The 18,140-nt window shown below is 61.7% G+C and carries 18 protein-coding genes; 4 read left to right on the forward strand and 14 right to left on the reverse strand.

The features are described from left to right. Positions 1 to 53: 53 nt before the first annotated feature. On the reverse strand, positions 54 to 440 hold the full coding sequence (locus tag AC1RMX_RS13880) for a DUF2946 domain-containing protein (RefSeq protein WP_096820149.1): 387 nt from the start codon (positions 438 to 440) through the stop codon (positions 54 to 56). Positions 441 to 534: 94 nt separating this feature from the next. On the opposite strand from AC1RMX_RS13880, the gene AC1RMX_RS13885 reads away from it, so the two are divergent. Continuing rightward, positions 535 to 975, forward strand: a complete 441-nt coding sequence (locus tag AC1RMX_RS13885) for a DUF3995 domain-containing protein (RefSeq protein ID WP_493072306.1) — start codon at positions 535 to 537, stop codon at positions 973 to 975. On the opposite strand, the gene AC1RMX_RS13890 is transcribed toward AC1RMX_RS13885, so the two are convergent. The 7 genes from AC1RMX_RS13890 to AC1RMX_RS13920 all read right to left on the reverse strand — a co-directional run bounded on the left by AC1RMX_RS13890 (position 972) and on the right by AC1RMX_RS13920 (position 8,112). Then, on the reverse strand, positions 972 to 1,334 hold the full coding sequence (locus AC1RMX_RS13890; RefSeq protein ID WP_493072308.1) for a Na+/H+ antiporter subunit G: 363 nt from the start codon (positions 1,332 to 1,334) through the stop codon (positions 972 to 974). The genes AC1RMX_RS13885 and AC1RMX_RS13890 overlap by 4 nt on opposite strands. Then, positions 1,331 to 1,609, reverse strand: a complete 279-nt coding sequence (locus tag AC1RMX_RS13895) for a K+/H+ antiporter subunit F (RefSeq protein WP_003225959.1) — start codon at positions 1,607 to 1,609, stop codon at positions 1,331 to 1,333. Before AC1RMX_RS13895 ends, AC1RMX_RS13890 begins: the two co-directional genes overlap by 4 nt. Continuing rightward, positions 1,606 to 2,094, reverse strand: coding sequence for a Na+/H+ antiporter subunit E (locus AC1RMX_RS13900; RefSeq protein WP_493072310.1), 489 nt, complete (start codon positions 2,092 to 2,094; stop codon positions 1,606 to 1,608). The genes AC1RMX_RS13895 and AC1RMX_RS13900 overlap by 4 nt, the downstream gene beginning before the upstream one ends. Beyond that, the gene (locus tag AC1RMX_RS13905; protein ID WP_096820145.1) at positions 2,091 to 3,770 is read right to left on the reverse strand and encodes a monovalent cation/H+ antiporter subunit D; all 1,680 of its coding nucleotides are present in this window, start codon (positions 3,768 to 3,770) and stop codon (positions 2,091 to 2,093) included. Before AC1RMX_RS13905 ends, AC1RMX_RS13900 begins: the two co-directional genes overlap by 4 nt. Then, positions 3,767 to 4,111: a Na+/H+ antiporter subunit C gene (locus tag AC1RMX_RS13910; RefSeq protein WP_096820144.1), complete on the reverse strand. Its 345-nt coding sequence runs from the start codon at positions 4,109 to 4,111 to the stop codon at positions 3,767 to 3,769. The genes AC1RMX_RS13905 and AC1RMX_RS13910 overlap by 4 nt, the downstream gene beginning before the upstream one ends. After that, complete coding sequence (locus AC1RMX_RS13915; protein ID WP_102620904.1) at positions 4,111 to 7,011, reverse strand: monovalent cation/H+ antiporter subunit A; 2,901 nt, start codon at positions 7,009 to 7,011, stop codon at positions 4,111 to 4,113. The genes AC1RMX_RS13910 and AC1RMX_RS13915 overlap by 1 nt, the downstream gene beginning before the upstream one ends. A gap of 162 nt (positions 7,012 to 7,173) precedes the next feature. After that, positions 7,174 to 8,112, reverse strand: a complete 939-nt coding sequence (locus tag AC1RMX_RS13920) for a DMT family transporter (RefSeq protein ID WP_102620905.1) — start codon at positions 8,110 to 8,112, stop codon at positions 7,174 to 7,176. An 85-nt stretch (positions 8,113 to 8,197) separates the two neighbouring features. Between AC1RMX_RS13920 and AC1RMX_RS13925 the strand changes: the two genes are divergently transcribed. The 3 genes from AC1RMX_RS13925 to AC1RMX_RS13935 all read left to right on the forward strand — a co-directional run bounded on the left by AC1RMX_RS13925 (position 8,198) and on the right by AC1RMX_RS13935 (position 11,844). Then, positions 8,198 to 8,761 carry a helix-turn-helix domain-containing protein gene (locus AC1RMX_RS13925; protein ID WP_096820141.1) on the forward strand — a complete coding sequence of 188 codons (564 nt, stop codon included), beginning with the start codon at positions 8,198 to 8,200 and terminating at the stop codon, positions 8,759 to 8,761. A 216-nt stretch (positions 8,762 to 8,977) separates the two neighbouring features. Then, positions 8,978 to 10,381, forward strand: a complete 1,404-nt coding sequence (locus AC1RMX_RS13930; protein ID WP_096820140.1) for an LLM class flavin-dependent oxidoreductase — start codon at positions 8,978 to 8,980, stop codon at positions 10,379 to 10,381. Between the two features lie 59 nt (positions 10,382 to 10,440). Next, positions 10,441 to 11,844: an FAD/NAD(P)-binding protein gene (locus AC1RMX_RS13935; protein ID WP_493072313.1), complete on the forward strand. Its 1,404-nt coding sequence runs from the start codon at positions 10,441 to 10,443 to the stop codon at positions 11,842 to 11,844. On the opposite strand, the gene AC1RMX_RS13940 is transcribed toward AC1RMX_RS13935, so the two are convergent. From AC1RMX_RS13940 to ppnN, 6 genes are all read right to left on the reverse strand, one after another. Then, complete coding sequence (locus AC1RMX_RS13940; RefSeq protein WP_192558266.1) at positions 11,838 to 12,059, reverse strand: hypothetical protein; 222 nt, start codon at positions 12,057 to 12,059, stop codon at positions 11,838 to 11,840. The two genes, AC1RMX_RS13935 and AC1RMX_RS13940, sit on opposite strands and share 7 nt — an antisense overlap. A gap of 106 nt (positions 12,060 to 12,165) precedes the next feature. Beyond that, on the reverse strand, positions 12,166 to 12,900 hold the full coding sequence (locus AC1RMX_RS13945) for a substrate-binding periplasmic protein (protein WP_493072315.1): 735 nt from the start codon (positions 12,898 to 12,900) through the stop codon (positions 12,166 to 12,168). A 196-nt stretch (positions 12,901 to 13,096) separates the two neighbouring features. Then, on the reverse strand, positions 13,097 to 14,458 hold the full coding sequence (locus AC1RMX_RS13950; protein ID WP_176504836.1) for a vWA domain-containing protein: 1,362 nt from the start codon (positions 14,456 to 14,458) through the stop codon (positions 13,097 to 13,099). Between the two features lie 16 nt (positions 14,459 to 14,474). Further along, positions 14,475 to 14,666: a hypothetical protein gene (locus AC1RMX_RS13955; protein WP_096820135.1), complete on the reverse strand. Its 192-nt coding sequence runs from the start codon at positions 14,664 to 14,666 to the stop codon at positions 14,475 to 14,477. 13 nt (positions 14,667 to 14,679) lie between these two features. Beyond that, positions 14,680 to 16,332 (reverse strand): phospholipase, encoded by a 1,653-nt coding sequence (locus AC1RMX_RS13960; RefSeq protein ID WP_096820134.1) that lies wholly within the window; start codon positions 16,330 to 16,332, stop codon positions 14,680 to 14,682. A gap of 415 nt (positions 16,333 to 16,747) precedes the next feature. Beyond that, a complete protein-coding gene (ppnN, locus tag AC1RMX_RS13965; protein WP_064597381.1) occupies positions 16,748 to 18,121 on the reverse strand; it encodes a nucleotide 5'-monophosphate nucleosidase PpnN in 1,374 nt (457 codons plus the stop codon). Between the last annotated feature and the right edge of the window lie 19 nt (positions 18,122 to 18,140).

The following is an 18,140-nucleotide window of genomic DNA, read 5'->3' on the forward strand; positions in this document are numbered from 1 at the left end:
GCGAACGCCGCGCATTGGCGCAGTGGGCTGACAAATCAAAAAGGCAAAGACACTCAGGCGAGCGGCGGGGCGCGGGGGTTGGCCGAAGGCCAGGTGAAGCGAGCAGGGAGGTCGGCGCTGACAATGACCGGCAGCGGCGGGCTGTGTTGTTCCGGCAGGATCGCCAGGGTCAGGCTGGAGTTGAACGCCGGGCCCATGCCGCCGGTGGAGCACAGCGGACAGCCAAAGGCTTTGGCCAGGGTCGGCAGTTTTTCTTCGGAAGGATTGGACGCGAGTGGCGCCTGGGTGCTCGGGTCGACGGCGCAGAACTGGCCACCAATACCGTTGAGCTGCATCCCGACCATTTGTCCGTGACCGATGCTGCAGGCGAACACGTTGAACAGGACGCAGCAATAGAGCATCCAGGCCAGCAGTGAGCGATCGGAACGGGTGAATTTCATGGGGCGGCACTTTACCGCACCGCTGACCGGTCGTGCACATGTAAAAATGCCGACTAGGATGTTTTGTTCAAGTCCCTTGAAAGGATTCTCGACCATGACCTTTGTGTTGGCTCAATGGCTGGTGACGATATTTGCGGCGATCAGCCTGATGCATGTGTATTGGGCGATGGGTGGAGAGTGGGCGGCTGTGGCGGTGGTGCCGCAGGTTCCGGTGAATAACGGCGGACTGACGCTCAGGCCGGCGTTCAAGCCGTCAGGCTGGATCACGTTGGCGGTGGCGGCAGCCCTGCTACTGATTGCCGCACTGGTGTGCATGAGGGTGGGCTGGTGGTTTTCGCCGGTGCATCACTGGGCGTTGCAGTGGGTGATCAGCGCGATTGCGCTGCTGATGTTTGCAAGGGCGATCGGTGATTCGGAACTGGTGGGCTTTTTCAAGGAAGTGAAGGGTTCGCGGTTTGCCCGGCTCGACACTTGGATTTACTCACCGTTGTGTCTGATTCTGGGAGCCGGGCTGTTGGCTGTTGCCTGGATCTAGCTGCCGCTCTCGGTGCGTCGGCTGCTCACCTCGGCCGGCACATCGTCTCCGGCCATGCGCTTGCGGAACAGCGCCGCACGCGCCAGCAGCAGGGTGGTCACCGGCACGGTGATCGACAGCAGAATCGGGATCAGCCACGCGTGCAGCACCGGCCGGGACTTGAGCGCGGAAAAGCAGATGATCGACGCCAGCGCCACGCACCACGCGCCGAGGGTCGAGGCCAGCGCCGGCGGGTGCATGCGCTGGAAGTAATCCTTCATCCGCAACAGCCCGGCTGCACCGATCAGGGCAAACACGCCGCTGAGTACCAGCAGGATCGCCACCGGGATTTCCACCCACAGAGACAATTCAGCGTTCATTCGATCACCTCGCCACGCAGCAGGAATTTCGCCAGGGCAAACGAGCCGACGAAGCCGAACAGCGCGATCAGCAGCGCCGCTTCGAAATAGGTGTCACTGGAGTAACGAATTCCCAGCGTCAGCATCATCAGCATGGCGACGATGTACAGGTAGTCCAGCGCCAGTACCCGGTCCTGTGCTGACGGCCCTTTGAACAGGCGAATCAGCGTCAGTACCATCGCCAGCGAGAACAGGAACAGCGTCAGCAGAATCGCATTCGACAGCAGCGGGCTCATTCGAAAATCTCCATCAACGGCCGCTCGTAAGTGACCTTGAAGTGCTGGATGAATTGCGCCTCGTCATCCAGATCCCAGACGTGCAGCAACAGAATGCTGCGATCCAGCGCCAGTTCCGACCACACCGTGCCGGGCACGACCGTACAGATCATCGACAGCGCCGCCAGACCGTTGGCATCGCGCAGATCCAGTGGCACCTTGATGAAGCGTGAGCGAGGCGGGCGGCGACCGGCGTTGAGCACGCCCCAAGCCACCGCCAGATTGGAGATGATCACGTCACGCCCGACCAGCAGGAACAGGCGCAGAATTGCACCGGGCCGGCGGATGTGGATCTGTTGCGGGCGCAGTTTGCGCATCATCAGCGGCGCGCAGAAACCCAGCGCCGCCCCCAGCAGCAGGTTGCCGGGGCTGATCGACAGGTTCAGCACCAGCCACAGCAGCCACAGCGCAAGCGACAGCCACGGAGCAGGAAACAGACGCTTCATGGTTGCACCTCCAGCAGCGCAGCCTTGGCTTCCGGGCTTGGCACGGCGCGGGTACCAAGCACCGCCATCACGTATTGCTGCGGGTTGTTCAACGCGTCTGCGGCGGCTTGGGTGTAACGCAGCAGCGGCTCAGCCTTGAAGGTCAGGGCGATGCTCAGGCCGAGCAGCAGGAAAATCGGCACGCATTCGAGTTTGCGCAGCACTGGCGACGGGCGCTCTTCCGGCGACCAGAAACGCTGGATACCCAATCGCGAGAAAGCCATCAACGAGCCGAGGCCGGTGAGGATCAGCAATGCCAGCAACGTCCAGGCAGCAGTTGAGATCGGTTCGCCAGTGCCGAGCCCCAACGGGTTGAGCAATGCGCCGATCAGGCTCAGCTTGCCAATGAACCCCGACAGCGGCGGCATGCCGATGATCAACAGCGCACACGCAATGAAACTCAAGCCGAGGAAGGCCATGGTCCACGGAATTACCTGGCCGACGACGGCTTTCTGGTCATCGTCGAGGTTGATGCCCTTGACCGGTCGTTGCCATTCCTGCGGACGCGGCAGCAACTCGTTTTCGTCTTCGAGCGGTATTTCGATGGCGGTGCGCGAACGTTCGATCAGTTCCGCCAGCAGGAACAGTGCGCTGAGTGCCAGAGTCGAGCTGACCAGATAGAACAGCGCCGCGCCGATCAGGTTCGGCTGGGCGAAACCCACGGCCGACAGGAGAATCCCCGCCGATACCAGAATGCTCAGGCTGGCCATGCGCTCCAGGCGTTGCGCGGCGATGATCGCCACGCCCGCGCAGAGCATGGTCGCCATGCCGCCGTAGATCAGCCAGTCGCCGCCGAAGTAGGCCGAGGCGCCGGCCTGCCCGGAGAACAGCAGCGTCCACAGGCGCAGCAAGGTATAGACGCCGACCTTGGTCATGATCGCGAACATCGCCGCCACCGGCGCACTGGCCGAGGAATAGGCCGGCACCAGCCAGAAGTTCAGCGGCCACATCCCGGCCTTAGCCAGGAACGCCACCGCCAGAATCGCCGCGCCGGCATGCAGCAAGCCACGATCGGCCTCCGGCACCAGCGGAATCTTCATTGCGAGGTCGGCCATGTTCAGCGTGCCGGTGACGCCGTAGATCAGCGCCGCGCCAATCAGAAACAGCGACGAGGCCAGCAGGTTGATCGAAATGTAATGCAGCCCCGACGACACCCGTGCCCGGCCCGAGCCGTGGAGCAGCAAACCGTAGGAGGCCGCGAGCAGCACTTCGAAGAACACGAACAGGTTGAACAGGTCAGCCGTCAGGAACGCGCCGTACAGGCCCATCAACTGAATCTGGAACAGCGCGTGGAAGCTTGAGCCTGCGCCGTCCCAGCGCGCCATGGCGAACAGCAGGGCGCTGACGCCGATGATGCCGGTCAGCACCAGCATCAAGGCCGACAGCCGATCCACAACCAGCACGATGCCGAATGGCACCTGCCAGTTACCCGGCAGGTAGACGCCGATGGAGCCGGGTACGCCGGTGGTCTGGGTCCATTGCAGCAACAGCACGGAAATGCCCAGGCCCAGCAGGCTGGAGAACAGGTTGATCTTGGCCTTTAGCGGCCGGTGTTTCTCGCCGAGCATCAGCATAATGGCGGCGGTCAGCAGCGGCAGCAGAATCGGCGCAGCGATCAGGTGAGTCATCGCCGTCATTCCTTGGGCTCCCGACCGTCCACATGGTCGGTGCCGGTCAGGCCCCGTGAAGCGAGCAGCACCACCAGGAACAGCGCGGTCATGGCGAAGCTGATGACGATGGCCGTCAACACCAGCGCCTGAGGCAGCGGGTCGGTGTAATTGAGCAGATCCTGCGGTACGCCGTCCTTGATGTTGGGTTCCTTGCCGATGAACAGGCTACCCATGCTGAAGATGAACAGGTTGACGCCGTAGGACAGCAGGCACAGGCCCATGACCACCTGGAACGTCCGCGGGCGCAGGATCAGCCAGACGCCGGAGGCGGCGAGCACTCCGATGGCGATTGCGATGACTTCTTCCATCAGACGGCTCCTTTGATGGCAGCGGTTTTATGACCCCGGACCGATTGGTGGGCGAGGGCGGTAAGGATCAACAACGTCGAACCTACCACCACCGCATACACGCCGATGTCGAAGAACAGGGCGCTGGCGATATGGATGTCACCCAGCACCGGCACGCTGAAATGCCAGGTGTGCGTGGTGAGGAACGGATAACCCGCCAGCATCGCGCCAAGACCGGTGACCGTGGCGAACAGCAACCCGGTGCCCATCCAGCGCAGCGGTCGCAGGCTCATTTGCGCCTCGACCCACTGGGTGCCGGCGACCATGTATTGCAGGATGAACGCCACCGACATCACCAGGCCGGCGACGAACCCGCCGCCCGGTTGGTTGTGGCCGCGCAGGAACAGGTAGAACGACACCACCAATGCAATCGGCAGCAACAGGCGAACCAGCACCGCCGGCACCATCATGAAGCCGAGTGCGGTGTCGCTGGCCGAACGCGGGTTGACCAGATCGGTGACTACGTCCGGCGCCAGCAGGCGTTGCTGGGCTGGCAGTTGCAGGCTTTCTTTCGGTGGGCGGAAGCGTCGCAGCAGGGCGAATACCGTCAGCGCCACGGCCACCAGTACGGTGATTTCGCCGAGGGTGTCGAAACCACGGAAGTCCACCAGCATCACGTTGACCACGTTGCTGCCGCCGCCTTCAGGCAGGGCGCGGCTCAGGTAGAACGAGGAAATGTCGTTCGGGGTCTGCCGGGTCAGCATCGCGTAGGACAGCAGCGCCATGCCGCCACCGACGGCAATCGACAGCAACAAGTCGCGCAGACGCCGCACACGGGCCTTGCGCAGGCTGCTCGGCAGCGGCGAAACCTCTTCGATCCGTCGTGGCAGCCAGCGCAGGCCCAGCAGGATCAGCACCGTGGTCACCACTTCGACCACCAGTTGTGTCAGGGCCAGATCCGGTGCCGAGAACCAGACGAAGGTCACGCAAGTCATCAGGCCGCAGACACTGACCATGGTCAGGGCGGCGAGACGGTGATACTTAGCCTGCCACGCGGCGCCGAGGGCGCAGGCGATTGCCAGCAGCCACAGGGTCACGAACACGATGGAACCGGGGATCTTCGGCCGGTCGCCCCAGCTCAGGCTGCTGTGCAGCATCGGGATCAGCCCGGCGAGCACTGCCGCCAATACCATCAGGAACAACTGCGTTTGCAGGCGTTTGGTGCCGATTCGCCGCTCCAGACGTCGGGCCAGGCGCATCATCGCCACCAGGCTGCGTTCAAACAGGCGCTTGCCGTTGAAGCGGCCCACCAGCGGCGGGAACTTGAAACGGCCACGCTTGAGCTGATTACGCAGCAGCAGGTAGACCACGATGCCGCCGGACATGGCGATCAGACTCATGATCATCGGTGCATTGAGACCGTGCCAGATCGCCAGACTGTATTCCGGCAGCACGCCACCGACCACCGGCAACGCCGCGGCGGCCAGCAACGGGCCGACCACTTGAGCCGGGAAAATCCCTACCAGCAAACAGGTGAACACCAGCAACTCAACCGGTGCACGCATCCAGCGCGGCGGCTCGTGCGGGGTGTGCGGCAGATCGGTGGCGGTCGGGCCGAAGAACACGTCGACGGTAAAGCGCAGCGAGTACGCAACGCTGAACGTACCGGCGATGGTCGCCACGATGGGCAGCGCGGCTTCAACCCACGCCGTGGCATTGATGAACACGGTTTCGGCGAAGAACATTTCTTTCGACAGGAAACCGTTGAGCAACGGCACGCCGGCCATGGACGCACTGGCGACCATCGCCAGGGTGGCGGTAAACGGAATCAGTTTGAACAGGCCGTTGAGCTTGCGGATGTCGCGGGTGCCACTTTCGTGGTCGATGATCCCGGCGGCCATGAACAGCGAAGCCTTGAAAGTCGCGTGGTTGAGAATGTGGAACACCGCCGCGACCGCTGCCAGCGGACTGTTCAGGCCCAGCAGCAAAGTGATCAGGCCGAGGTGGCTGATGGTCGAGTAGGCCAGCAGCCCCTTGAGGTCGTTCTGGAACATCGCGCAGTACGCGCCGAGCAACAGCGTGGCGGCGCCGGCACCGCTGACGATGTAGAACCATTCTTCGCTGCCGGACAGCGACGGCCATAACCGCGCGAGCAGGAAGACCCCGGCCTTGACCATGGTCGCCGAGTGCAGATAGGCCGAAACCGGTGTCGGCGCCGCCATCGCGTGGGGCAGCCAGAAGTGGAAGGGGAACTGGGCGCTTTTGCTGAGGGCGCCGATAAGAATGAGGGGAAGCAGGATAGGGTAGAGGGCATGTGCGCGAATCTGATCGCCGGCGGCCAGGACCTTGTCCAGGTCATAGCTGCCGACCACATGGCCGAGGATCATGACCCCCGCCAGCAGGCACAATCCGCCGGCACCGGTAACCATCAGCGCCATATAGGCGCCGCGCCGGGCGTCGTGGCGGTGGTGCCAATAGCCGATCAACAGGAACGAAAAGAGGCTGGTCAGCTCCCAGAAAAACACGATCTGGATCAGGTTGCCCGAGATCACCAGCCCGAGCATGGCGCCCATGAACGCCAGAAAGAACGCGAAGAAACGCGGCACCGGGTCATCCGGCGACATGTAATAACGGGCATACAAGGAAACGAGGGTGCCGATGCCCAGCACCAGCATCGAGAACAGCCAGGCGAAGCCGTCCATGCGCAGGACGAAGTTCAGGCCCAGGCTGGGCAGCCACATGAACTCTTCACGGATCACGCCGCCATGGGCGATTTGCGGGAACAGCAAGGCGACCTGGACAGTACCGATCAAAGCGACCAGGCCTGCCAACAGGGATTCGGCGTTACGTGCGTTGTGCGGCAGCACGGCTGCCAGACAGCTGCCCACAAAAGGCAGAAGCAGTAGAACTATCAGGGACATAGGCTTCTAATCTGCGGAAGTTTGTGAAGCATCATACGTGCCAGCTCCCGGATCGCCAAACGCGAGGATGTCTCTGAATCCTACAAAGTAGCCGCAAATTGTTTGGTTCACATTGTTTCAGGGAGGGGAAATGCGCGAACCCACGCTTTAGCGTGGGTTCGATCAGTGCTCGGTTTCGCGGCTCAGCTCTTCTTCGAGGTCCGACGTGGTTTTGCCCTTGGTCTTCAACTCACTGACGATCACCGCCGCCACAATCAACCCGGCGCCCACCAACGCAATCGCCGGCAGACGCTCCCCGGCAATCCGACCAGCGATCCCGGCCCAGACCGGCTCACCCGCGTAGATCAAGGTCGCACGAGTCGGCGAAACGCTTTTCTGCGCCCAGTTCATCGCCACCTGAATCGCCGCGCTCATCGCGCCCAATCCCAGGGCCGTACTCAGCAGCAGCCAGGAGAAGTCCGGAAGCGCTTCACCGGTCGGCACCACCATCAAAAACGCCAGCGCCGAGGTCACCGCCAGTTGCACCACCGTTACCCGGCGCACATCGACCTGGCCCGCATAAGTGCTGATCAGGATGATCTCCGCCGCTATGGCGATGGCGCTGATCAGCGTGGCGATTTCACCGGGACTGAAATTCAACGAAGCGCCGGACGGCCCCGACAGCAGCATCAACCCGGTAAACGCCAGCATGATCCCGATGCTCGGCATCAAGCCGGGACGACGACCGAGTACCAACCATTGCAGCAGCGGCACAAACGGCACGTACAACGCGGTGATGAACGCCGATTGACTGCTGGGGATGGTCTGCAAGCCAACGGTCTGCAAGCCATAACCGAGCATGATCGCCACGCCGATGAAGGCGCCGGCCTTGAGTTCGAACAAGGTCAGCTCACGCAGGTGTTTCCACGAAAACAGCGCGACGATGCTCGCCGCTGCGGCAAAGCGCAGACCAACGAAAAACATCGGCCCGCTGACGGTCATCGCGTGCTGTACCAGCAAAAAGGTGCCACCCCAAAGCATGGTGATCAGCACCAGCACGCACTCGGCTTTGCTGAACCGGGAAAACCGCAGGGGAGTTTGGGGGGAGTTGGCTGACGTCATGACCTTGCGCACTTTTGAAGAGGCGACGCACAATGCGTCAAATGTTGCGCAGTATACTGCCCAACCCCAGCCAGTGAGCAATATAGTGCACAAAGATTCTGTACAACGGGCTTCGGTCCTGCAACACGTCAGCCAGAACGTCCGACGCCTGCGCCACGCCGCCGACATGAGCCAGACGGCCTTGGCGGAAAAGTCCGGGGTCAGCCGGCGCATGCTGGTCGCGATTGAGGCCGGCGAAAAAAACGTCAGCCTGACCACCCTCGATCGTGTCGCCGAAGCCCTCGAAGTGGCGTTCAGCGATTTGATCCAGGCCCCGGACAACCGCGATCCGGGCCGCATCAACGAACTCGCCTGGGCCGGCAGCATTCCCGGCAGCAAAGCCGTTTTACTGTCCAAGGCCAATGCCACCCGCGCGGTGGAACAGTGGGAATGGTGCCTGCAACCGGGCGAGGTCTATCCCTCGCAACCGGACGCCGAAGGTTGGAGCGAGCAGATTTTCGTCTTTGAAGGCTGCCTGACCCTGATGCTCGGCGACCAGCCGCAGCACATCGCCGCCGGCGAGTTTTTCATGTTCGCCAGCAACCAGCCGCACACCTATCGCAATGACGGGGAAGTCGCGGCGCGCTTCGTGCGTAATGTGGTGATCTGACTGTTGCAGGGCCGACAGCGGATAAACAGTTTGCTCTATTCTTCGTGCAGACTGCTTTAGGTTGTTATCTCAAACTATTGATAAATAACGAAAATATATTCAGGCATGACTCCTGCTAAGGGTTCTGGATCCTCATCCGGAAACCACGGAGTCGCCTCACATGACCACCTCAAATCACACCTCCAAATGCCTCCTGAAAATCGGGAGTGCCGTCTGATGCCCCGTGAAATCCGCCTCAACGCCTTCGACATGAACTGCGTCGGCCACCAGTCGCCGGGCCTGTGGGCGCACCCTCGGGATCGTTCCTGGCAGTACAAGGATCTGGAGTACTGGACCGATCTGGCGAAAATCCTCGAACGCGGCAAGTTCGACGGGCTGTTCATCGCCGACGTGCTGGGCATCTACGACGTGTACAACGGCAACGGCGAGGCGGCCATCCGGCAGGCGGCGCAGGTGCCGGTCAACGATCCGTTGCAACTGATCCCGCCGATGGCGCTGGTGACCGAGCACCTGGGTTTCGGCCTGACTGCTTCGTTGTCCTTCGAACATCCATATCCATTCGCCCGACGCCTCTCGACCCTTGATCACCTGACCAAGGGCCGCGCCGGCTGGAACATCGTCACGTCCTATCTGGAGAGCGGTGCGAAGAACATCGGTCAGCAAGCCCAGACTGAACACGACGCGCGCTACGACTTCGCCGAAGAATATCTGGAGGTCTGCTACAAGCTCTGGGAAGGCAGTTGGGAAGAGGGCGCGATTCTGCGGGATCGCGAACGGCGGATCTTCAGTGACCCGAGCAAGATCCACGAGATCCGCCACCACGGGAAACACTTCCAGGTGCCAGGCATTCACCTCTGCGAACCGTCGCCGCAGCGCACGCCTGTTCTCTATCAGGCGGGCGCTTCCAGCCGGGGCAAGCAGTTTGCCGCCGAGCATGCCGAGTGCGTTTTCGTCGCTGCGCCGTCGAAAGTGCTGCTCAAAAAAACCGTGGCCGACATTCGTCGCCGCGCCGCCGAGGCCGGACGCGATCCGTCGAAGATCCTGATCTTCAACCTGCAAACCGTGATCCTCGGCGAGACCGACGCCAAGGCCAAAGCCAAGTTCGAAGAATACAAATCCTGGGTCAGCTACGAAGGCGCGATGGCGTTGATTTCTGGCTGGACCGGCATCGACTTCAGCCGCTTCAAACCGGACGAACCGCTCAAGCATGTGCACACCAATGCCATTCAGTCGGCGGTCGAGGCGTTTTCCACGGCGGATCCGAACAAGGTCTGGACCCCGAACGAACTGGCCGATTGGGTCGGCATCGGCGGTTTCGGCCCGTTGTTCGTCGGCAGCCCGGAAACGGTGGCGGACCTGTTGCAGGAATGGGTCGATGAAACCGACGTCGACGGCTTCAATCTGGCCTACGCGCTGACCCACGAAACCTTCATCGACGCCGTGGAATTGCTGGTGCCGGAGTTGCAGAAACGCGGTGTTTACAAGACCGAATACACGCCGGGGACATTACGCGAAAAGCTGTTTGGCGAGGGGCCGAGATTGCCGCAGATCCATCCGGGCAGCGGTTATCGAAACCTGGGTGAGCTGCATCGGCAGGAGAAAAAGGTCGCGTCTGTCTAGACTCGCTCGCAGCGTCTGCACGACACTGACTTGAGCAAACCCTTTGCAGCGAGAACGGCATGACTCAAACCGATACGGCCGACATCCTGATTGTCGGCGGCGGCCTCAGCGGCGCGATGCTGGCGGTGCAATTGCTGCGTCTGCCGGGCCGGCGGCGGATTCTGGTGATCGAGCCCCGGGCCGAACTGGGCCGGGGCGAAGCGTACAGTGCGGTGGAGCTGGGCCACACGCTCAACGGCAATGCCGCGCGGATGAGCGTCGACCCGGACAATGCCGATGATTTGACCCAATGGCTGACCAATCATATTGCCAGCGGCGGCTGGCCTGAATCCGATCAGCAACATGTACCGGTCAGCGAACTGTTTCCACCCCGGGGCCTGTTCGGCGTCTATGTGCAGCAGCGTCTGGCCGAAGCGCAGCAAGTGGGCGCGCAGCATGGTTCGACGGTCGAGCACGTGCGCGCAGAGGTGATTGATGTACAGGCTTCAGTTGATTCGGTGCAGCTCACCCTGAGCGACGGCCAGCGACTGCAAGGGGCTTTCGCGGTGCTGGCCACCGGGATGTTCCCGGCTGCCCGTACGCCGCAAAAACAATCCAGCGGCCTCAACGCCGCAGGGCTGGATCCTTGGGATGTGGGCGCCATGCGCCAGCTCGATCCGCAATCCACGGTGTTGATCATCGGCTCCGGCCTGACCATGGTCGATGCTGTGGTCTCGCTGGAGCAGGCCGGGCATCGCGGGCCGATCGAAGTGTTTTCCCGGCACGGACTGCTGCCCCATGTGCGTCGACAGCCGCCGGCATGGGTGGACTTTCTCGCCGAGGATCACAGCCTCCGCACGCCACGCCAGTTGCTGCGCGAATTGCGCCGGCATTGCCAGGTCGCCATCGCCCAAGGCATCGACTGGCAGGCGCCGCTGGATACGGTGCGCGCGCACATCGGTCGGCTGTGGAGCCAGGCGAGCGATGCGCAGCGCCGGCAATTCGTGCGGCATGTGCGGCCGTGGTGGGAGAGCCATCACCATCGTTCGCCGCCGCTGAGTGCGGAGCTGGTCGAGCGTCTGCACCGCGAAGGGCGCCTGCGTATTCACGCCGCGTCCTATAAAGGTCTTGAGCCGGTGTCGGGCGGAGGTGTCGGCATTCGCGTCCGTCGTCGGGGTGAGAGTGAAACGCGCGTGGTGCAAGGCGCGGCGCTGATCAATTCCAGTGGTATCGAGTATGACTGGCGCCGGGTCGACCGGCCCTTGCCTCAGCAGTTGCTGGCCCGTGGGCTGGTGCAACCGGGGCCATTGGCGCTGGGGATTGCGGCGGCGGTGGACGGCGCGGTGCTGGATGCTCAGGGGAAAGTGTCACAAAGACTGTTCGCGATGGGCCCGCCACTCAGAGGGATGTGGTGGGAAAGTACCGCAGTGACCGATGTCGCGTCGCAGGCCAAGGCGTTGGCGGCGCGGCTGGTGGCTCAATAGTCGTAACCGTACTCGGAGGCGTTCTGCGCAACGTAGAGCGTCTGCTCCAGGCTGTCCGTGGCTTCGCTGCCAAGGCCGACGGTGTCGACGTTCAATGTGCCGGACTGGCCGACACTGGTCATGGCTACGACGTGCCCGTTGCCGTGGGCGTTGGCAATCGCTGAGGTGGCGCCGATCAGCGCGACGATGAACCCGAGGGCAATGAAGTCTTTCATGGGTGCACCAGAAAGTGGGAAGAAGATGACCGCCACTTTATGGCCACGGGCGCCAGAAGAAAAAACACCTTTTCAGATAGTTGTTATCAAAGGCGTTGATGCGTGATCAGCGCGGCAGGGTGTTGCTCAGCCAGCGCTGGCGCATTTTCTCCAGGCGGCCGTCGGCGCGTAGCGTATCCAGCGCCTGCTGCCAGCGTGCGACCTGTTTGGGGTCGGTCTGTCGGGAGAATGCGATGTAGGTATCCTGCTTCATCAACGGCAACTGGTACTGCAAACGCCCCGGTTCCATGCCTTGCTCGCGGGCGAGGGCGGCGCTGGACAAGGTGTCGGACACCACAAAGTCGGTCCGCCTGAGACTGAACAGACGCATCATTTGTTCCGGGGTTTCCACGCCGTAAAGGTTGGTCAGGTCCTGTTCCTGCAAATAGCTGTAGACCAGCCATTTGCGTGGCACGGTGATCCGGCCCAGGTGATCGGCTTCACGCAGGCTGCGTACCGGTGGGTGAAAATTGTCGTGGGCATACAGCGCGGTTTCGACTTCGATCAACGGCCCGACCCATTGGTAGCTGTCGTCGCGTGCGTCGGTGCGCAGGACAGTAAATACGCCGGTGTCCGGGGTATCGCTGGCCATGCGCAGGGCGCGCAGCAGCGGCACTTGCTGCAAGTGAATGCGATCGCCGGTCTGCGCGGCCAGGGCCTGCACCACATCCACGCCGAAGCCCACCAGTTGATCGCCCTGAAGGAAATGCAGCGGAGGATGATTGTCGGTGAGCAGTTGCAGATCTGCCGCATTGGCCGTCAGGGCCAGAAAAGACAGCAGGCAGGCGGCAAAACGTTTCATGGATCGTCCCTGAACAAATCAATCGCCCAGCTTAGTACGCCCACATGACGGCTGTCGTGGGGAATCAGCGGGGCTTTTGTGTCAGAGAGCAGGACTGTTTGGTAGTGCCAGCGAGTTGTACGGACATCGAGTGTCAGAATTCGGCAGTGTACAACCGGCCAGCCTGTGCCAGACCGGTTGCACGGTTACTGCGGACTTAACTTCGTACGTCGTTCACCAACACACTGACCAGATGACTGCGCTGGAACGGTCCAGACAGGCTGCCCTCGCCAGTGACCACCACCTGTACGTTGTATGAACCCGCCACTGGCGTATCGATCAACGTGGTCAGAGGGAGATTGTTGGCGGTCTTGAGGTGCACCACACCTTGCTGGTGAGCGAGGATGTCCTGCTCGGGCAGCAATCGTTGGCGCAAGGCCGCGAGGCGGGCGTTGGCCGACGGTACGCCGCGGGCCAGGTCTGCCGGGTCAGGTTGCACCGAGCCAAGTTGAGCATCGTATTTGACCAGCGCATCTGCAAGGCTGATGGTCGGTCGCTGCACGATAGCGTGGGCGCGCACATTGCTGAGGATTTCACCGCCTGCATCCAGATGGATGTTCAGTGGTAAAGGCTGACCGACGCTGTGCAAGGTGGGCAGGTCAATGCTCAGTTCCAGGCTTGCTGCGCTCCGGAGGGACTGCGAGAAATATTGCAATGCGCCGCCGGTGCAGTTGATCAACTGCCCGCCTCCGGCGAACTCGAGCTGGACGTACCACTGCCCTGGTGCCGGGTTGTCGACGTTGTAGATGACGAAACCGTCGCCGATGATCGTCGGGTTCAGCGCACTGGTGGAGCCGGACGGGTCGACCAGCGTGACCGACAGCTGATTGCCCGAAGGACTGCCTCGGGTGTAGCTGATCTCGGTGTTCGACCACACCGCCGACATTTGGGCACCCCCTGGTCGTTGTGAGACGACGGCGGGGATCAACCGGTAATCGTTCTGCTGGATGTCATTGAGTTCGTTGACCAGCAAAGCGGCCGAGGCGGTGTCCGAACGAATCTGGTTGTAGACCTTCATCATGTCCGCCGCGCGCGGCGCATAGAAGAACTGGCCGCCCGTGCGCGAAGCGATCTGTTTCAGCAATTGCTGATCCGAGTTGGCCCCCATGGCGCAAGCCATCACCCGGTAACCCGGCAAAACGTCCAATGGCGGAGGTCCGTCGTTCTGGTAACCATCAGTCAGCAATATACAAGCGCGGGGCTCGCCGGCCGCGTCAAGAAAATTGCGACTCTGCTGCAAGCCCCTGCCGATGGCGGTGGAGTTGCCATTGAACGACAGTCCGCCCACTGCATCCGAGGCGTTCTTGGTCACGGTCAATGCCTGATCGACCGTGGCCAGACTGTTGTTGTTTGGATAGACATTGCGTGCGTTGGTGTCATAGGCCACCACCGCCACCTTGTCGCCCGGCTTGAGCAGGCGCAAGAACGCGCGGGTGTCGATGACCGTTTGCGCTACATACCCGGAGCCGGTCATGCTGGCCGAAGTATCGACTATTGGAACCACTGAAACGTTGGTCATGTTGTGTGCTCCCCGCTCATGCTTCATCGACTGTCGAGCGATCGAACCGCACCGCCAGTCGTCCATGGGTGGCTGTCGTGTTGAACACTGCTCGTCCCTGGTCATCAATCGTCGCTCGCGCCACCGGGACGCCATCCGACAGCAACTCCAGAGCGATGCCTTTGGCCGATTCGCCCGATGCCAGATTTACCGTAATGGTGATGGACATGTCTGACTCCTTGTCAGTTCTGCTGATCGATGAAGGTGCTTTCGCCATTGGCCACGCTGCCCACCAGAGTTGGCGCCTTGCCCTCGAACTGACGGAAGACGTTGCGGGCGGTGGACTTGCCGCTGGTGTCCAGCGGAACGGTGACGGACGGGTGGTAGCTACCTTCGAGGGTGACGAACGCCGACCACGGCCCGGTGTACGACTCGTTCAGGCCATTGGTGAAGCTGTAGGCATAGCGCACCGCGTTACCGTCGACCCAGTTCGGTGGGCTGGGCGTATGGCTCTGCCAGCCGTTTGCCTGAATGGTGGGAGCTTGAGTCGGCGGGTTCAGGTAGCCGGCCGGTGGTTTGGGGTGGTAGTCGTTGGTCAGCAGCGCCAACGTGGTTGACCCCCACCAGTTGTCGGTCCAGTTGCGGTCGTTGAGATTGTTGATGTCCTGGCGACGCAGCACCGTATTGTTCTGTGCCACGAACAGCGCAGAGTAGTTGGCGGTGCTCAGATGGTTCTGCACCTGTTTCAGGTCGGGCACATAGAGCAACGCCTGGTACTGGCCCTCGCTCGGTGCACTCCCATTCATATAGGTTTCGAAGATTTCGTCCACCGAGGTCTGCACGACCGTATTGACATTGTTGCGGTTGGCGACATCAACCGTATCGAAGTAGCGCTTGTCGCCATAGGCGTGCCAGTTTTCATCCATTGCATTGAAAACGTTGAGACCGAACTTGCAGTCTTCATCGTGCATGGAGCGAGACAGCAGTGAGCCGATATCGCTGGGCGTAACCTTTTCATACAACTGCTTGCGCGGCGTGCGCAGATGACCGCCAGAGAACAGGTCGGAAAGGAAGTGGTCGGCAAAGGCGTTCATTGCGTAGGCCAGTTCCAGATCCTTGCGCTGCTTTGTGCCATGAGCCTTCACTGCCTGATTGAGGGCCGCAGCGTGGCCGGCCTTGTAGGCCAGCACGGCCCAGTCGCCGAAGTGATCCCAGTTGGTCGCGGCCAGCTTCAGGTAGCGGCCCATGGGAATCCACGGCGGGATAAGGTAGCCGCCGCCAGTGATCCGATTCCATTTTTTCGACAGGTCGTCGTCGAGTTTGTCGTATGCAACATGGGGCTGAACCCCGTCCAGAATCGCTTGATTGGCTGCTTTGATTTCTTCCTGCATCACCGCCAGGATTTCGCCTGCCTCGGCCTTGGATGCCGGCAGGGTTGCCAGCGAGTCGAACGCTGCCGAGAAGCGCTTGATGCGGTCGCCGGCCGTGGCACCATCGGAAATCGGCTTGTCCGGGATACCGTAGAAATCTCCGCCGAGGGCGACAACCTGACCATAGGTGAGTTGCAGGCCATTGGGCAGGTGCAATGGCACGGACCAGGCAGGCGAGCCGGAGTCGCTTCCGGAAAAGTACAACGTCACGCTGTCTCCGATCGCTGTATGTTCACCGCCTTCAAAGAATTCGCTCGGCCCCCCCTTGACTGGCGTAGAGAGCCGCTGCTGCGGGTCGGCCATCTTGTGATACTTGAGCGTGTGTTCGCCCAGTGCTACCAGGTCCAGCACAGTGCCATCGCCTGGAATGGCGATACCCTCCTCACTGAACAGAAGGTCCAGCAATTCGCCGATTCTGCCACCGGAAGCATTTCCGGGATCCTTTGGTTTATTGGCTTCGGTCATTTCCAGTCTCCATTATGACTGAGGAAAAACTCTGGACGTGCAGGCACGACTGCGCCGAACAACGCGCCGGGTCCAGGCAGGAACATTCAAGGTTTCAAAAAGGTACGGCTACGTAATCGCCGCGGACTACCAGACGACATCGCGACAGTGGGGTAGGCGGAACTGACGCCGGTTGGTGCAGCGCATACGAAAGACATCCGTGAATCCGGACATGAGGTTGCCTCCATGGCAATGCAGCACGGTGCTGGCTGCACGTGGATCATAGTCACGGCCAATAGGCTGTCAAACCTGCCGAGTGACAAATGGCCACCACTCGTCGGAGGCCGTTTTTACGATGGAATGTCTGCAGGCAGGAGGCGTTGAAGCGTGAGAGTTGTGCCTGAAGCCTTGCGCTTCAGGCACGTACATCGTCGAGTCAGGAAACCACGCGATAGCACGGCACGTACGCCGCGCCGCCCGGCAGTTTCATCCGGTGCTGGGCGACGAAGGCTTTGAGCAGCAGGTCCAGCGGCTGCATGATCGCGGCGTCGCCACGGATCTGATACGGGCCGTGTTCCTCGATCAGGCGAATGCCCTTGTCCTTGACGTTGCCGGCGACGATTCCGGAGAACGCGCGGCGCAGGTTGGCTGCCAGCTCATGCGGAGGCTGGTCGCGGTGCAGCTTGAGGTTGGCCATGTTTTCGTGGGTCGGGTCGAACGGACGCTGGAAGCCTTCGTCGATCTTCAGCAGCCAGTTGAAGTGGAACGCGTCGTTGCGTTCGCGGCGGAACTGCTTCACGGCTTTGAGGCCCGCGGTCATCTGGCGCGCCACTTCGGCCGGGTCGTCGATGATGATTTCGTAGTGCTGTTTCGCTGCCTCGCCGAGGGTGGCGGTGACGAAAGCGTCCAGTTGCTCCAGGTACGGCGCGGCATGTTTCGGCCCGGTCAGGATCACCGGGAACGGCAGGCCGGCGTTGTCCGGGTGCATCAGGATGCCCAGCAGGTACAGGAACTCTTCGGCGGTGCCGGCGCCGCCCGGGAAGATGATGATGCCGTGGCCGACGCGGACGAAGGCTTCGAGGCGCTTTTCGATGTCCGGCAGGATCACCAGCTCATTGACGATCGGGTTCGGCGCTTCGGCGGCGATGATGCCCGGTTCGGTCAGGCCCAGATAGCGGCCACCGTGGATGCGTTGTTTGGCATGGGCGATGGTCGCGCCTTTCATCGGGCCTTTCATCACGCCCGGGCCGCAGCCGGTGCAGATGTCGAGGCTGCGCAGGCCCAGTTCGTGGCCGACTTTCTTGGTGTATTTGTATTCTTCGGTGTTGATCGAGTGGCCGCCCCAGCACACGACGATCTTCGGCTCGACGCCCGGACGCAGGGTGCGCGCGTTGCGCAGCAGGTGGAAGACGTAGTCGCTGATGCCCTGGGAGGTGCTGAGGTCGATGCTCAGGGCATCGAGTTCGTTCTCGGTGTAGACGATGTCGCGCAGGGCGCTGAACAGCATTTCCCGGGTACTGGCGATCATTTCGCCGTCGACGAAGGCATCGGCCGGGGCGTTCAGCAGTTCCAGGCGCACGCCGCGATCCTGCTGGTGGATGCGGATTTCGAAGTCCTTGTAGGCTTCCAGAATGGTTTTCGCGTTGTCGACATGGGCGCCGGTGTTGAGGATTGCCAGGGCGCACTGGCGGAAGAGGGTGTAGGTGCTGCCGGTTCCGGCCTGGCTCAGTTGCTGAACTTCACGTTGGGAAAGGGTTTCCAGGCTGCCTTTTGGGCTGACCGAGGCATTGATTACGTGTCGTTGGGTCATGCAGTGATCCTTAAAACGA

Source organism: Pseudomonas sp. GW822-FHT03F04 (genome assembly GCF_058801405.1).

What these genes read in the sequence shown, in the direction of transcription:
- AC1RMX_RS13880 (WP_096820149.1), bottom strand. Translation starts at nt 440, where the DNA reads ATGAAATTCACCCGTTCCGATCGCTCACTGCTGGCCTGGATGCTCTAT.
- AC1RMX_RS13885 (WP_493072306.1), top strand. Translation starts at nt 535, where the DNA reads ATGACCTTTGTGTTGGCTCAATGGCTGGTGACGATATTTGCGGCGATC.
- AC1RMX_RS13890 (WP_493072308.1), bottom strand. Translation starts at nt 1,334, where the DNA reads ATGAACGCTGAATTGTCTCTGTGGGTGGAAATCCCGGTGGCGATCCTG.
- AC1RMX_RS13895 (WP_003225959.1), bottom strand. Translation starts at nt 1,609, where the DNA reads ATGAGCCCGCTGCTGTCGAATGCGATTCTGCTGACGCTGTTCCTGTTC.
- AC1RMX_RS13900 (WP_493072310.1), bottom strand. Translation starts at nt 2,094, where the DNA reads ATGAAGCGTCTGTTTCCTGCTCCGTGGCTGTCGCTTGCGCTGTGGCTG.
- AC1RMX_RS13905 (WP_096820145.1), bottom strand. Translation starts at nt 3,770, where the DNA reads ATGACGGCGATGACTCACCTGATCGCTGCGCCGATTCTGCTGCCGCTG.
- AC1RMX_RS13910 (WP_096820144.1), bottom strand. Translation starts at nt 4,111, where the DNA reads ATGGAAGAAGTCATCGCAATCGCCATCGGAGTGCTCGCCGCCTCCGGC.
- AC1RMX_RS13915 (WP_102620904.1), bottom strand. Translation starts at nt 7,011, where the DNA reads ATGTCCCTGATAGTTCTACTGCTTCTGCCTTTTGTGGGCAGCTGTCTG.
- AC1RMX_RS13920 (WP_102620905.1), bottom strand. Translation starts at nt 8,112, where the DNA reads ATGACGTCAGCCAACTCCCCCCAAACTCCCCTGCGGTTTTCCCGGTTC.
- AC1RMX_RS13930 (WP_096820140.1), top strand. Translation starts at nt 8,978, where the DNA reads ATGCCCCGTGAAATCCGCCTCAACGCCTTCGACATGAACTGCGTCGGC.
- AC1RMX_RS13935 (WP_493072313.1), top strand. Translation starts at nt 10,441, where the DNA reads ATGACTCAAACCGATACGGCCGACATCCTGATTGTCGGCGGCGGCCTC.
- AC1RMX_RS13940 (WP_192558266.1), bottom strand. Translation starts at nt 12,059, where the DNA reads ATGAAAGACTTCATTGCCCTCGGGTTCATCGTCGCGCTGATCGGCGCC.
- AC1RMX_RS13945 (WP_493072315.1), bottom strand. Translation starts at nt 12,900, where the DNA reads ATGAAACGTTTTGCCGCCTGCCTGCTGTCTTTTCTGGCCCTGACGGCC.
- AC1RMX_RS13950 (WP_176504836.1), bottom strand. Translation starts at nt 14,458, where the DNA reads ATGACCAACGTTTCAGTGGTTCCAATAGTCGATACTTCGGCCAGCATG.
- AC1RMX_RS13955 (WP_096820135.1), bottom strand. Translation starts at nt 14,666, where the DNA reads ATGTCCATCACCATTACGGTAAATCTGGCATCGGGCGAATCGGCCAAA.
- AC1RMX_RS13960 (WP_096820134.1), bottom strand. Translation starts at nt 16,332, where the DNA reads ATGACCGAAGCCAATAAACCAAAGGATCCCGGAAATGCTTCCGGTGGC.
- ppnN (WP_064597381.1), bottom strand. Translation starts at nt 18,121, where the DNA reads ATGACCCAACGACACGTAATCAATGCCTCGGTCAGCCCAAAAGGCAGC.